The sequence below is a fragment of the Vibrio neptunius genome (assembly GCF_000967495.1).
GTDB lineage: Bacteria > Pseudomonadota > Gammaproteobacteria > Enterobacterales > Vibrionaceae > Vibrio > Vibrio neptunius.
The window spans coordinates 1-14,276 of sequence record NZ_JXXU01000010.1; the positions used below are offsets into that span (position 1 = coordinate 1).

Genomic DNA, 14,276 nt, shown 5'->3' on the forward strand with positions numbered 1-14,276 from the left:
TTAGATGGTGCCCCGGGCCGGACTTGAACCGGCACAGCGCGAACGCCGAGGGATTTTAAATCCCTTGTGTCTACCAATTCCACCACCAGGGCACACAAATCTAAATTTGTGATGGAGACACCATCTTTGACATCGACCCATTAGAAATCGGCATCATAAAATTTGGAGCGACACACGAGGTTCGAACTCGTGACCTCAACCTTGGCAAGGTTGCGCTCTACCAACTGAGCTAGTGTCGCAAATGGAGGCGCGTCCCGGAGTCGAACCGAGGTCCACGGATTTGCAATCCGCTGCATAGCCACTCTGCCAACGCGCCTTCGTAACACCAATCGTATCGCTTATTTTGCTGCGTTCCTCTTGGGTACGGGATGCATTCTACGGATTCGAACTAATGAGTCAACACTATTTTTAATTTTTTGAATCGTTTGTCTAATTAACAGTCAAAAGCTTCTAATTTGATTAATTTACTCTCAAAATTCTTTTGATTTTGACCAAGTTAACTTAAACAAAGTAGATGAGAGGCATAAAAAAACGGGCTATTGCCCGTTTTCTTTAATGATGCTCTTCACTGAGAAGGTCGTCTTTGGCTGCCATTAAATACTGTGCCATAGACCAATAGGTCAATACGGTCGCAACATAAAGCGCGGCGTAACCTAACCAAACCATCCAATCATCATAACGCCAGATAAGCACCCATAAAGCAAACATTTGGCTCAGCGTTTTTACTTTACCTACCCATGAAACTGCCACACTGGCACGTTTACCGATTTCTGCCATCCATTCACGCAATGCAGAAATAATGATTTCTCGAGCAATCATAGTCACAGCAGGAATTGTTACCCAAATGGAATGGTAGTGTTCAGTGACAAGAATCAGAGCGGTCGCGACAAGGACTTTATCAGCAACAGGATCGATAAAAGCACCAAAACGGGAGGTTTGCCCCAACTTTCGCGCTAACATTCCATCTAGCCAGTCCGTGAACCCTGCAACCCAGAACACCATTGCCGCTGCAAAAGGTGCCCAACTGTAAGGAAGATAAAAAACCACGACAAATACTGGAATAAGGAAAAGTCGTAACAAAGATAAAATGTTAGGGATATTTAAACGCATATTTATTGAGGCTCTTATCGTTTGCGTATTGCTCTGTTCACTGCTTAAAAACAGGGCTCTTATGGTGCGGGATTTTTCCTATTGTTTCAATGCTTGATAAATGTTTTCTGCCAAAGAAACACTAATCCCTGGAACTTTGGCGATTTCTTCAACGCTAGCACGTTGAAGTTCCTGTAATCCCCCCATGTATTTGAGCAATGCCTGACGACGTTTCGGCCCCACCCCTTCAATGCCTTCCAAGGCACTGGTTCTTCTTGTTTTTCCACGCTTAGCTCTATGCCCCGCAATGGCATGGTTATGGCTTTCATCACGGATATGTTGCATTAAATGTAGAGCTGGTGCATCACTAGGCAAGTTGAACTCTTCACCATCTGTGGTAATCAAAGTTTCCAATCCTGGTTTACGCGTCACTCCTTTCGCAATACCAATCAAACGTGGCCGTTTAGGCCAATCTCCCCAATACTGTGAAATGATTTCAAATGCTCGGTTAAGCTGCCCTTTCCCCCCATCAATAAACACAATATCCGGGATTTTTTCTACATCTAGCTGCTTGGAGTAACGCCGCTCAAGCGCTTGTCCCATCGCGGCGTAATCATCACCACCGGTAATTCCAGTAATATTGTAGCGACGGTATTCCTGCTTAACTGGCCCTTCTTGATTAAACACAACACAGGAAGCAATCGTACTTTCTCCCATTGTATGCGATATATCGAAACATTCCATACGAGTGATGATATCCATACCTAAGACTTCCCGTAACTCTTTAAAGCGTTGGGATATTGTCATCTTGTGGTTGATTTTAGTAGTAATTGCAGTCAGTGCGTTGGTATTCGACAGCTTAAGATAACGTCCACGAGTCCCCGTTGGGTTAACATGAAAATGGACTTTACGTCCGGCAATCTCGCCTAGAGCTTCTTGTAATGGCAGCGATTCTTCCATCAGGCCGGAGTTAAGGATGATTCGTGTCGGGATCGTTCGTGCTTCGTTGTGGCTCAGATAATACTGGCTCAAAAAACTATAAAACACTTCTTCCTGAGTCGTATCATTGGGAATCTTAGGGAAATGGCTACGACTGCCTAAAATTTTACCTTGGCGAATCATCAGAATATGGATACAGGCAATGCCATTTTCTTGAGCAAAGCCTAGGACGTCCATATCATCTTGAGAGTCTTCAGAAACAAATTGCTGCTCCTGAACACGGCGTATCGCTTGAATTTGGTCTCTAAACTTTGCCGCGTCTTCAAACTTAAGATTTTTACTGGCTAGCTCCATTTTTTCAACCAATGTTGTTAAAACCTGCTGATCTTTTCCTTGCAGGAACAAACGAACAAAACCCACCAACTCGGCATAATCTTCATCGGAGATAATACTGCTAACACATGGCCCCGCACATCGGCCAATTTGGTACATCAGACAAGGCCGAGTTCGATTACTGTAAACCGTATCTTCACATTGTCGAACCGGGAAAATTTTTTGAATTAAGTGCAGCGTTTCCCGAACCGCTCCCGAGTCAGGGTAAGGCCCAAAGTATTCACCTTTGCGCTTTTTTGCTCCGCGATGCATCGATAGCCTCGGGTGCTTATGGCCGCTGACAAAGATGTAAGGATATGATTTGTCATCACGCAGTAATACATTGTATTTGGGTAAATACTGCTTAATGTAGTTGTGTTCAAGTATCAGAGCTTCTGTTTCGGTGTGCGTCACCGTAACATCAATCTTATCAATATTACTGACTAAAGCTCGTGTTTTTTCGCTGTCTACTTTCTTACGGAAATAGCTAGAAAGGCGCTTTTTGAGGTCTTTGGCTTTTCCTACGTAAATGACAACAGCCTCGGCGTTATACATTCTGTACACGCCGGGCTGATTAGTAACGGTTTTTAGAAAGGAAGCCGAGTCGAATGTGGCGGTCACTACAATGTCTCGGTATCTAACATTCCATGGCGAATGGCTAGATGAGTCAACTCTACGTCACCGCTGATATCCAGTTTATTGAACAAGCGGTAGCGGTAACTGTTGACCGTTTTCGGGCTCAAATTCAGCTGCTCTGAAATATCAGTCACTTTCTGCCCTTTGGTGATCATCATCATGATTTGTAATTCACGCTCGGAAAGATCGGCAAAAGGATTTTCTGATGCTGGAGAGAATTGGCTAAGCGCCATCTGCTGAGCAATTTCAGGAGAAATATAACGCTGGCCGCTATTGACCACACGAATTGCGTTGACCATTTCATCTGGCCCCGCACCTTTAGTCAGGTAACCCGCGGCACCTGCTTGCATCACTTTAGTTGGAAACGGATTTTCCGTATGAACAGTTAAAACGATGATTTTCACATCAGGATTGAAACGCAAGATTTTCTTGGTTGCCTCTAAGCCACCAATACCTGGCATATTCATATCCATCAAAATGACATCGGCATGATTGCTACGACACCATTTCGCTGCGTCTTCACCGCTTTCAGCTTCCCCTGCTACGTTCATTCCACGGACGTCTTCAATAATACGTCGTATCCCTGTGCGAACCAGCTCGTGATCATCTACAAGGAAAACACTTATCAAACTTGTATCTCCACACTTCTTGATTGGCTCTGCACCCACTCTTTAATAGCGGATAACAGCATGGCAGCCTATTTTAACTCAAATTACATTTTTTACTTACTCTGAATATGTGCTCTAACGCAAACTTTAGCAAGTACTTATTTTCATATCTGCTGCTTAACACACTAGTGATATATTTATCAATAACTTAAGTCATACATTGCGCTTGTGCTTCAAAAAGCCGCATGGGGACACACAACACAAGTCTTAATATTGAAAATGAAGCTAACTTCACTTAATAATACACAGTGCAATACACATTGTTGCACAAATAAAAAATACACTTTGAATGTAATCTTATAAGGATATGTTATGAAAAAGCTTCTAGCAGTGGCAGCCCTAGCAACAACTCTTCCTATGTCTAATCTGGCACTTGCAGACAATGATATTGGTTGTGGTTTGGGTACTATGGTATTCGATGGTAATTCAGGTAAGGTATCTAAAATCCTAGCCGCTACAACTAACGGTACTTCTGGCAACCAGACTTTTGGTATCACTTTTGGTACTCTAGGCTGTGACGGCACAGGTACGATTTCATCATCTCAAAAGCTAGCGATGTTCATTGATGGAAACATGGACAACCTAGCACGTGACATTGCTAAAGGCGAAGGCGAAACTCTCGCAACGCTTTCTGAGGTATGGGGTATTAATGAAGCTGACAAAGCAACATTCAACACACTAGCTCAGGAAAACTTTGCAAAGGTTTTCAAATCTGAAAATGTCACCTCTCAAGAAGTGTTTGTAAACCTGAACAACGTTGTTGCTGAAAACACACAACTAGCGGGTTACGCTATTTAATCAGTACCTTTCTAAAAGGTGCCTTTCTGGGCACCTTTTTAGCATCACCCTAAACCTCCCTTCACTTTGCTGTACCCTAGCACTGAAAGTAGAAGATAAACCAAACTGTAAGACTGTATTAGATGAAGTCCTATGTGCTAAAAATTTCATTGTTGTGTGGCGTTAGCTTGTTGCTACCTTTTACCTCGACCGCTAACGAATTCGATGTAGAACAGCTTTCCAAGCACTCTTACTGGCATAAGCTGGGACACTATTTGCCTACGTTTATCAATGGATACGAGAGTACCGTCGATAAAAGCGAGTTTTTTCTTTCAGAGCAAGGAAAGTACTCTCCTAGAGCTGAGCTCGAGGCAACCATCGATCAACTCTATTCCGAAGATAAGCAACTGGCATTAGAAACTCAGTGCCAATACCCCGCGCGCTATCATTGGCTTGAGCAACAACAAAGTCGTGAGGCGATATTGAATTGCCCAGAATTGGAAACTTGGAGCCAAGCCATCGATCCGGCGGGTCTTACGCTGGTTTTCCCAACCGCATTTATGAATAACCCTTCTTCGATGTTTGGTCACACTCTATTGCGTGTCGATGCTAAGGATCAAACCAGACATAAAGAATTGGTAGCCTTTGCTATTAATTTTGCTGCTGAACCTGAAACAGATGACAACCCCGCTCTTTTTGCCATCAAGGGGTTGATCGGCAGCTATCCCGGTCGTTACACCGTGATGCCATATTATCGAAAAGTTCGTGAATACAACGACATCGAATCCAGAGACATTTGGGAGTACAAACTTAAACTCACGGAGGACGAAGTCAATCGAGTTCTATTACACTTATGGGAGATGCAAAGAGCAGAGTTCGATTACTATTTCTTAGACGAAAATTGTTCTTATCAATTGCTGTCTCTGTTAGATGTCGCTCGGGAAGATTTGCGCTTAACCAAAAACTTCTCTGTACAAGCTATTCCATCAGATACGGTTTATGCCTTAGCGGAAAGCGGATTATTGGAAGAGCCTCAATATCGCGAAGCATTTGGCACCAGATTGCTACATCAAGCCAATGAAGCCGATGAGAAAATATTCGAGGCTGCAAAAAAAGCGACACAAGGCGAGTACCCGAGTGAAAATGAATTCTCAGATAAAGAACGAGCAGCAATTCTAGAGCTCGCCTATGAGTGGTTGAACTTTCAATTGTATGACTCCGGTTTAGAGCGAGACCCAACAGCCAAACGATTGACTAAGTTGCTCTATCTACGCAGTAGAATCAAAGTTGAATCTCCTTTTACCCCAGTACTGCAACCTGACGTCCCACCAGAAAAAGGGCATGCTTCCGCTCGTATCGGACTGAGCTACCAGTACTGGGATGAGTACAATAATCAAGCCACTATTGAATGGAGAGCGGCGTATCATGATTTGCTTGATTCACAGGATGGCTTCATACCCGGCGCACAGATTAATTTTTTAGATACTCAAGTGAGCGTTGATCAGCAAGGCACTGCTCGGCTGGATCGATTTTACTTTATCGACACAATGGCGCTGGCGCCAAGTAATAGAGTGTTCGACAGTTGGGCTTGGAATATTCGTACTGGTTTTGACCGCCAGCCTATGTCTAATAAGATGGCAGGCAGATGGTTCGGACAGGGCGGCTTTGGCAAGGCTTGGGGCTCACCAGACAAAGTCCACGTATACACTCTCTTGTCAGGTGCAGTCAGTGGCGGCAATCTGACCGAATATGACGCAACCCCTGGAGTCGGCTTGGAAGCGGGTATAATTTTCCAAGCTGGCCGCAATCATAGAATAGGATTACAAGCTCAAACTATGGCGCTGGTAAGTTCTCCGGAAGAGAGCCATGTCGACATTGATGCAAGCTGGAACTGGAGCTTTGATCGCAACTTTGCTGTGCGAACACAATTGAGTTATCAAAGTTGGCAGTCTGAGAACATTGGCGCCAAACTTACTGGCTTTATCTATTATTAAGAGTGAGCCGGCTTATGCTAAGCTAGTGAAACCAAGCTTCATCCGTTGCTTGGTTTTCATTTAGAGCAGTACAAATGTCCGTCCAACAAGGCTTCCTACTTACCCGTCACGCCAGAGATGTTTCTGGTCAAACTCAGATCGATTTATGGTTATCTACTGATAATGGGCCTGTACAGCTTGTTATACCCGGAGAGAAACCCGTCTTCTTTATTCCTCAAGACAATATCAAGCAATGCCAAACTCTAATTCAAGAGTTATCAATTCAGGCTGAGATAAAACCTTTGGCGCTGCATAGCTTTGATGACGTAGAACTTGCGGCTTGTTACTGCTTAACCGTTAAAGACGGGCAACGGCTAAGTCAGAAGTTCAAACATCACGAAATTCTTGTACTCGAAGACGATATACGCCTTGCAGATCGATACTTAATGGAGCGCTTTGTTCAAGGCAGTGTCGAATTTACCGGTCACCCCCAACCTAGAAAGGGCTACACTCGCTTTTCAAGCGTCAAATGTCGTCAGGGGGACTATATCCCTCAGCTGAAGGTCGTCTCGCTCGATATTGAATGTTCAGAGAAAGGCGTTCTGTACTCTATCGGACTCGATAGCCCGATGGACAGCCGAGTGGTCATGATAGGTGAACCGCAAGAGGCGTGCACGAATATCGAATGGGTCAAAGATGAAAAACAACTCCTGCTCACTTTAATCTCATGGTTTGAACGATTTGATCCTGACGTCATCATCGGGTGGAATGTAATCGATTTCGATTTTCGACTCCTGCATAAACGGGCTGAGTTGAACAAAGTTCGGCTGGCTATAGGCCGTGACAACCAAGCGAGTTTTTTTCGCACCTCAAGTAACACTCAACAAGCATTCATATCAATCCCAGGTCGCGTGGTTTTAGATGGTATCGATACGCTAAAAACCGCCACTTATCACTTTCGAAGCTGGTCGCTTGAATCGGTTTCTCAGGAGTTACTCGGCGAGGGTAAGCAAATCCACAATGTTCATGATCGAATGGACGAAATCAATTACATGTTCAAAAAGGATAAGCCCTCACTTGCAAAGTACAACCTGCAAGATTGTGTTCTGGTCAACAAGATTTTTGCCCACACCCACTTGCTTGAGTTCGCCATTGAACGCTCTAAACTGACTGGTGTTGAGCTGGACCGTGTCGGCGGTTCGGTCGCTGCATTTACCAACCTTTACCTGCCACAAATCCATCGTGCTGGGTACATTGCCCCTAACCTACAATCTGAAAACTGGTTGGCTAGCCCAGGAGGCTACGTCATGGACTCCATTCCGAACCTATATGATTCGGTGTTAGTTCTGGATTTTAAGAGCCTGTACCCTTCCATTATTCGCTCTTTCCTAATTGACCCGATGGGTTTGATCGAAGGGTTGAAATTGGACGTGGGTAAACAAGAGAATCAGGCTGTTGAAGGATTTCGTGGCGGTCAATTTCATCGTAGTAAACACTTTTTGCCCGAGATGATCGAAAACCTGTGGGCGGCGCGCGATATCGCCAAGAAAAACAACGAAAAGGCGTTCTCACAAGCAATTAAGATCATCATGAACTCGTTCTATGGGGTACTGGGATCTTCTGGCTGTCGCTTCTTTGATACTCGCTTGGCGTCAAGTATCACTATGCGTGGTCACGAAATCATGAAGCAGACAAAAGTACTTATCGAGAATAAAGGCTATCAAGTAATTTATGGGGATACCGATTCGACGTTTGTATCGTTAAACGGGCAATTTTCTCAACAACAAGCCGATAAGATTGGCCACCAGCTCGTAGACCATATCAACGAATGGTGGACGAATCACTTACGTAGTGAGTACAACCTCAACTCAATTTTGGAGTTAGAGTATGAAACACACTACAAAAAGTTCTTAATGCCAACAATTCGCGGGCAGGAAACAGGGTCAAAAAAACGTTATGCTGGACTTATTGGTGAAGGAGAAAATGAGCGGCTGATTTTTAAAGGATTAGAAAGTGCACGGACAGACTGGACCCCACTAGCACAAGAGTTCCAAAAAACACTGTACTCAATGGTATTTCATGGTGAGAATCCGAGTGAATATATTCGCGGATTTGTCGAGCAAACAAAAGCTGGAGATCTCGATGATAAGCTGATTTATCAAAAGCGACTGAGAAGAAAGCTTCATGAGTACCAGAAAAACATTCCCCCACAGGTACGCGCAGCCAGAATGGCGGATGCAATAAACGGCCAACTCGGTCGTCCATTACAGTATCAAAACAAAGGTAGAATTGAATACGTCATCACTATTTCAGGACCTGAACCCAAAGAATACCAAAAAAGCGCCATCGACTATCAGCACTACATTGATAAACAACTCAAACCGGTTGCCGAAGCCATCTTGCCATTTATTGGCCTTGATTTCTCGACACTTAGTGAGCCACAACTAGGTTTGTTCTGACAATGAACAAACTATTTAGCGTCTTTCATTATCTCCTCATAACGGCCAGATGCAATTAGTTTCTCAAGGCCTAGGTTAAACTGCTCTACAAAGTACCTTTGACGAGGGCTGTTATTTGAGATAAGTACACTCCATTTTTGCGAATCGATGGGCTTTCTAGCATGAGTAATTCTCTTGGCTTCTTCAACAGAAAGGCTGTTACGAATTAGGGCATAACCAACACTTTCGGTCGCAATAACTAAGTCTACTCGGTTGGCTAGCAGCTTTTTAAAATTCCCGACCTCTTTTGCTATACGTTGAACATTAATCACGCCTTGCTGTTCAGCCTCTTGGAATTGTTGTGAATATTCATAACCAATAGTTCCACCAATCTCATATTCACTCAGATCGCTCAACGTATTCCAGTCAACGGTTTTATCATCCAGATGAAACAAAACACGACGTTCTTCTAATATAGGAAGGGTGTAGAGGAAGGCAGCTTGACGCTTTTTGTTTTCAGACCAAATCACTGTTCCGTCATATTGGCCTTCTTCAGCTAGAACGTAAGACCGTTGCCACGGGTACCAACCCCAAATCACCTCTATACCTTGGAGTTTGTATGTCTCAACAATAACTTGCGATGATGGCCCACCATTTGGTAAAGATTTCGACAAATAAGGAGGCCATTCACCGTTAGTTAATTTAATGACATCCGGACCTGCAAAAACATATGCAGAGACTAAATAAAGAGTCGTAAACATCAACCGAACATTCAAAGTAACTCCGACAGGGTAAAGAGTCCATCACTCTGGCAAGTATAGTCGAGCCAACCGCCCTTTGTGATTTCAGCCTCCGCTTGCACTCATCGATGTACGCTCTCTATTGCTCGCACAGCGAGTGACGCACCGCCATTCATGAGTTAACCTCCAACAGTGTGAGACACTCGTTCAAAATCAACAACTTGATCATTTAACCTGTATCTTTACTGGCGATTTTTAACCCATTTTTAACCCTATTTGTACTATTAACGACATGCAACCACCATTTGAACATTCGGTGCTGCTTAAATCTATATTTTGGCCAAACCTAGCGAATCACACAAATCTTGACTATTCCCGTTATCAAATTCATTGGTGTCCAGATTGCCAACGTTCAGGTTTGTGTCCTCAAATAACAAGAGAGATAGTATGAAAAGACAATTCAACCTGCTTCTAATAGCTTTATCAGGCGTTTTGAGTACCAACATTTGGGCATCAGAATTTGACGAGCCTGCTGGAGCAGCCATTAATATTCTCAGTGCCTTACAAGATTCAAGTGCGGTGAATTACATCAATGCTGAAAATCTCGTCAACGGAAACAGCACACCACCGACATTATCCCAAGTAAAAACTCAGGTTTTAACGGAGAACAAACGCTATTTGATCGACTTTAGCAACATAGAACAAGAATCTGACAAAAAAATAGCTCAAGATAAGCTCCGTAGAAGCTTAGGGTTATTGACTCTCGGAGATATGCTAATCATTAGTGAACACAAAGATAAACTCCTGTTTAGTCAGTTGGACGGATCTGATGACACCAACCTTAAACGTCTTGAATACAAACCAAAACCACGCCGAGTAAAGAAAAGCATCTCCCCTCTTGCAGAGGTAGACAACAGCATACCTAGGGTCGCTTTTTACATCGAGGCGACACGCGCCATCAGTGATGCAGCATGTAACCCTACATGGAATACTTACCAAGGCCCCGTAAAAAGTACAGGCATGTGTGACAATGCCCATATTTCTCTGATTTATCAGGTGACACTGCAGCGTTCATTACCATTTGGAACCCAAGGAAGCGCAACACCTGATGCCAAAATAGTGAGAATTGCAATTGACGATTCAACGACCGGTGCGGGTATTCAACTGAACCGAAACTTCGGCAACATTCTACTTCATACACGCGGTATACCTTGGCCTGAGGGCGGTGACGAACATGAGATGGTGACCACAGCTCTCGCGCAAAGTTATGATTTCAATTTCAATGCTTCAAATGAAAAAGCTCGTATCCTGCGCACTGTGCCTAAAAGCAATTTAAATAAGAATTACACAAACCGTGAGATTTCGACCTTTTCATTTGGTGTGGTAGCGGGAGGTGACGCAAGTAGTGACGGTGCAAAAGGCAAACTCGAAGCTTCAGCGAACTGGACAGAATCAAAATGGTTATCCTTTGAAACCAATGACTATCGAGTCGATCGTCATTCAAATGGCCCTCAGCATGTGGGTTTCGAGTGGGCAAGGGAGCAATACCCAACCGCGGAGTCAGTGATGGTAACCACGATTCATGGCTATACTGCGGGAATCACACTACCTGTAGATGAAAGTCGTATCAACAAAATGGGACACGCAAGCTTCCTACCAAAAATGGAAGTCATTTACTCTGCAGACCCTGATGCGACGGGAAACACCAAATTTGATATTGACTCCACTGTCGACATCACTGGTTTTAGGTATATGACGAACGTGACGCCATTCTTTGGAGTACGAACTTACTACGCTAAAGACGACGATCACCAAATCAATAGCGTCAACAAGAACATTAATTTTGTGGTTGATTGGGACCACCCCGTGTTCACTGGCGGCAGGCCAGTTAATCTACAACTGGGCGGCTTCAAGAACCAATGTCTGGCTATCGATACGCAACAGCAGATCTCGGCTAAAGAGTGTGATGAATACGATAACCAACAAGCTTTCATCTACAATCGAGATGGTCAGTATATTAGCGCATACAATACAGAATATTGCTTAGACAGTGCTGACCTAAACCGAGCTCAGCCGTGCAACTTTAGCCTCACACAAAAGTGGAGTTGGGAAGAAGAAGCTAAGCAAGATAGTTTAAAGAGTGCCCACCTCGACCATTATCTGACACACGATAAGCAGACTGGTGAACTCAGCATGACTGTCGATGCAGAATCAAAGTCTAGCCTCAGCACAAAGATGTACACACGATATGTCAATGTTTTTGATCCTTCTACGGTAGAAACCAACTCGTATAAGTAATCAGCCACATACCTAAGTGGGTGGTTGAGCGGCAATAAAAGACAGTGAGGCTTTTATTGCCGCGTCATCAATATCTCAGCCTATTTTAAATTCGGTTTTTTTGTACTGCTTAGCCAACCACTCACCGAAACCATCAAGGATACCAATGACAGAGCGCTTTGCGATCACCCGTCCGGTGAGTAAAATTCCTAACCGTTCAATTTCGACTTGTTTATCTGGGTAATAGCGTAAAAAATTCTGGCCGCACTCGATAGGATCATCAAACCAATTCTTGTCTTTGTACATCACCAAGGAATAACTCGCACGCAAAAGCTTCTTAGCAATCACTATCTGCGCTTTTGACTGTTCCTCTGGCGTTGCGGAGCGAGCAATGCGATTACGGTAAACGGCTACCCAATCTTCCACATCCATATTCCAATGTTTGGCAATTTCCCAACTTGGCTCATAATCACCAAAGCATTCAGAGAGGTCTTCGCCATAAATGCACACCGAGCAGTGGCGTAACTGGAAGCCCCAAGAAAATATGCTCTCCAAACTGGCGACTTCTTTTACGAGCGTGTTCTTCAAGGAGACATCTTTAATAAAGGGATAAGATTTCTGAAAACGCCATTTTATCGAATTGAATAGGGTCGTTCTAACATCACTAAAGCTCTCATTGGTCACCACTAAAACATCGAGATTTGAACGATTAGGCGTCGCTCGCTTGCGAGCAACACTACCATAAAGGTAAACACTGTGTAGATTATCGCCCAGTCCCCCTTTAAGAAAAGCGATAAGATCGTTGATGGCAGGCTGATACCTTGCTTGAAAAGGTTGATTCGGATCGATAATGGAAAGATGCATTTAGTTGATAACAATAATTTTTAGATCTTCGATTTCTTAATGTTCGCCCACTCGCCTGCATGAATCAAGATATTCCTTCCCTTAAACACTATGTATATAATACGACGATTCCATTCCATATTAAGGAAACATTTTTATGCCAAGGGCAAGTGAACTTAAAAAAGGTTTTGCTATCGAATCTAGCGGTAAAACACTCTTGATCAAAGATATCGAAGTCACCACTCCGGGCGGTCGCGGCGGCGCAAAAATCTATAAACTGCGTTGTACTGATCTTGCAACAGGTGGACGCGTTGATGAGCGCTTTAAATCCGACGACGTAGTTGAAACGGTGGATATGTTTAAACGTGCTGTCGCTTTCTCCTACGTTGATGGTGACGAATACATCTTCATGGATAACGAAGATTACACTCAGTACACCTTCAAAAAAGAAGAAATTGAAGATGAGCTCCAGTTTGTCACTGAAGAAATTCAAGGTTTACACGTCATTGTCGTTGATGGCAATGCAGTAGGACTGGAACTTCCAGCCTCTGTTGAGCTTGTCATCGAAGAAACTGATCCATCAATTAAAGGCGCTTCAGCTTCAGCGCGCACGAAACCCGCACGTTTCGCGACAGGTCTGACCGTTCAAGTTCCTGAGTACATAGCAACGGGCGACCGTATTGTGATCAATACTACTGAACGTAAATACATGAGCCGAGCGTAACTATGTCCGAACTGATCTCCTACGATGACACCATTGAAACGGCTTATGACATCTTTCTAGAAATGGCTCCGGATAATCTGGAAGCAGCAGACGTTATTATTTTCACTGCACAATTTGATGATCGTGGCGCTGCCGAACTCGTTGAAACTGGCGATGACTGGTCTGGTCATGTTGGCTTTGAAGTTGATAAGGAAACGTACGCGGAAGTCCGCATAGGCTTAGTCAATGAAGTGAATGACGTCTTAGATGAAGTCTTCGCTCGTTTACTGGTGAGCCGAGATCCGGACCATAAGTTCTGCCACGTGCTGTGGAAGCGAGACTAAATGCTATAAAATACCCAAGCTTTCAACATGGGTATTTTTAGAAATAACTAGAAGACGAACTATCGACTAATTCGTCTTCTAGAATTCTATCGGTTTCAACTGACAAACGGTGTGCTTGTTAGTCTTCTACCTTGGCATTTTCTACACGGGCTTTTAGTTTTTGCCCCGGGCGGAAGGTGACAACGCGACGAGCGCTGATTGGAATGTCTTCACCCGTCTTTGGGTTTCGACCTGGACGTTCGTTTTTTTCTCGAAGATCAAAGTTACCAAATCCAGACAGTTTTACCTGTTCGCCACTCTCTAGTGCCTTACGAATTTCTTCGAAAAACGCCTCAACCGTTTCCTTGGCATCCCGTTTACTGTATCCGAGCTTCTCAAACAGGTTTTCAGCCAAATCGGCCTTTGTGAGCGCCATAAAACTTTCCTCAAAGCTGTGTTAAACAATGCTGCCGAATTGACAGCGCCAAAGCATTTTGC

Annotated in this window: 12 protein-coding genes and 3 tRNA genes; 6 read left to right on the plus strand and 9 right to left on the minus strand. The window is 43.9% G+C overall.

Annotation, left to right across the window (positions count from 1 at the left end):
* Window positions 1-5: 5 nt before the first annotated feature.
* The 6 genes from TW84_RS03830 to uvrY all read right to left on the minus strand — a co-directional run bounded on the left by TW84_RS03830 (window position 6) and on the right by uvrY (window position 3,665).
* Window positions 6-92: transfer RNA gene (locus TW84_RS03830), tRNA-Leu, on the minus strand.
* Window positions 93-163: 71 nt separating this feature from the next.
* A tRNA-Gly gene (locus TW84_RS03835) sits at window positions 164-239 on the minus strand.
* Between the two features lie 3 nt (window positions 240-242).
* A tRNA-Cys gene (locus TW84_RS03840) sits at window positions 243-316 on the minus strand.
* Window positions 317-552: 236 nt separating this feature from the next.
* Window positions 553-1,110 carry a CDP-diacylglycerol--glycerol-3-phosphate 3-phosphatidyltransferase gene (pgsA, locus tag TW84_RS03845; RefSeq protein ID WP_045974358.1) on the minus strand — a complete coding sequence of 186 codons (558 nt, stop codon included), beginning with the start codon at window positions 1,108-1,110 and terminating at the stop codon, window positions 553-555.
* Between the two features lie 78 nt (window positions 1,111-1,188).
* Window positions 1,189-3,021, minus strand: a complete 1,833-nt coding sequence (uvrC, locus tag TW84_RS03850) for an excinuclease ABC subunit UvrC (RefSeq protein ID WP_045974359.1) — start codon at window positions 3,019-3,021, stop codon at window positions 1,189-1,191.
* Window positions 3,021-3,665 (minus strand): UvrY/SirA/GacA family response regulator transcription factor, encoded by a 645-nt coding sequence (gene uvrY, locus TW84_RS03855; RefSeq protein WP_006962720.1) that lies wholly within the window; start codon window positions 3,663-3,665, stop codon window positions 3,021-3,023. The genes uvrC and uvrY overlap by 1 nt, the downstream gene beginning before the upstream one ends.
* A gap of 351 nt (window positions 3,666-4,016) precedes the next feature.
* Between uvrY and TW84_RS03860 the strand changes: the two genes are divergently transcribed.
* From TW84_RS03860 to TW84_RS03870, 3 genes are all read left to right on the plus strand, one after another.
* Entirely contained in the window at window positions 4,017-4,502 is a 486-nt protein-coding gene (locus TW84_RS03860; RefSeq protein WP_045974360.1) for a DUF3015 domain-containing protein, read from the plus strand.
* Between the two features lie 134 nt (window positions 4,503-4,636).
* Window positions 4,637-6,475 carry an Lnb N-terminal periplasmic domain-containing protein gene (locus TW84_RS03865; protein ID WP_240478137.1) on the plus strand — a complete coding sequence of 613 codons (1,839 nt, stop codon included), beginning with the start codon at window positions 4,637-4,639 and terminating at the stop codon, window positions 6,473-6,475.
* 74 nt (window positions 6,476-6,549) lie between these two features.
* Complete coding sequence (locus TW84_RS03870) at window positions 6,550-8,913, plus strand: DNA polymerase II (protein ID WP_045974362.1); 2,364 nt, start codon at window positions 6,550-6,552, stop codon at window positions 8,911-8,913.
* A gap of 11 nt (window positions 8,914-8,924) precedes the next feature.
* Here the strand turns inward: TW84_RS03870 and TW84_RS03875 are convergent, their stop codons facing one another.
* A complete protein-coding gene (locus TW84_RS03875) occupies window positions 8,925-9,653 on the minus strand; it encodes a substrate-binding periplasmic protein (RefSeq protein WP_045974363.1) in 729 nt (242 codons plus the stop codon).
* A 426-nt stretch (window positions 9,654-10,079) separates the two neighbouring features.
* On the opposite strand from TW84_RS03875, the gene TW84_RS03880 reads away from it, so the two are divergent.
* Entirely contained in the window at window positions 10,080-11,930 is a 1,851-nt protein-coding gene (locus TW84_RS03880; RefSeq protein WP_045974364.1) for a leukocidin family pore-forming toxin, read from the plus strand.
* A gap of 75 nt (window positions 11,931-12,005) precedes the next feature.
* On the opposite strand, the gene TW84_RS03885 is transcribed toward TW84_RS03880, so the two are convergent.
* Window positions 12,006-12,773, minus strand: a complete 768-nt coding sequence (locus TW84_RS03885) for a nucleotidyltransferase domain-containing protein (protein ID WP_045974365.1) — start codon at window positions 12,771-12,773, stop codon at window positions 12,006-12,008.
* A 136-nt stretch (window positions 12,774-12,909) separates the two neighbouring features.
* On the opposite strand from TW84_RS03885, the gene yeiP reads away from it, so the two are divergent.
* The gene (gene yeiP / locus TW84_RS03890) at window positions 12,910-13,476 is read left to right on the plus strand and encodes an elongation factor P-like protein YeiP (protein WP_006962727.1); all 567 of its coding nucleotides are present in this window, start codon (window positions 12,910-12,912) and stop codon (window positions 13,474-13,476) included.
* 2 nt (window positions 13,477-13,478) lie between these two features.
* Window positions 13,479-13,799 (plus strand): HI1450 family dsDNA-mimic protein, encoded by a 321-nt coding sequence (locus tag TW84_RS03895; protein WP_045974366.1) that lies wholly within the window; start codon window positions 13,479-13,481, stop codon window positions 13,797-13,799.
* Window positions 13,800-13,917: 118 nt separating this feature from the next.
* On the opposite strand, the gene ihfA is transcribed toward TW84_RS03895, so the two are convergent.
* Window positions 13,918-14,214 carry an integration host factor subunit alpha gene (ihfA, locus tag TW84_RS03900; RefSeq protein ID WP_045974367.1) on the minus strand — a complete coding sequence of 99 codons (297 nt, stop codon included), beginning with the start codon at window positions 14,212-14,214 and terminating at the stop codon, window positions 13,918-13,920.
* Window positions 14,215-14,276 lie beyond the last annotated feature (62 nt).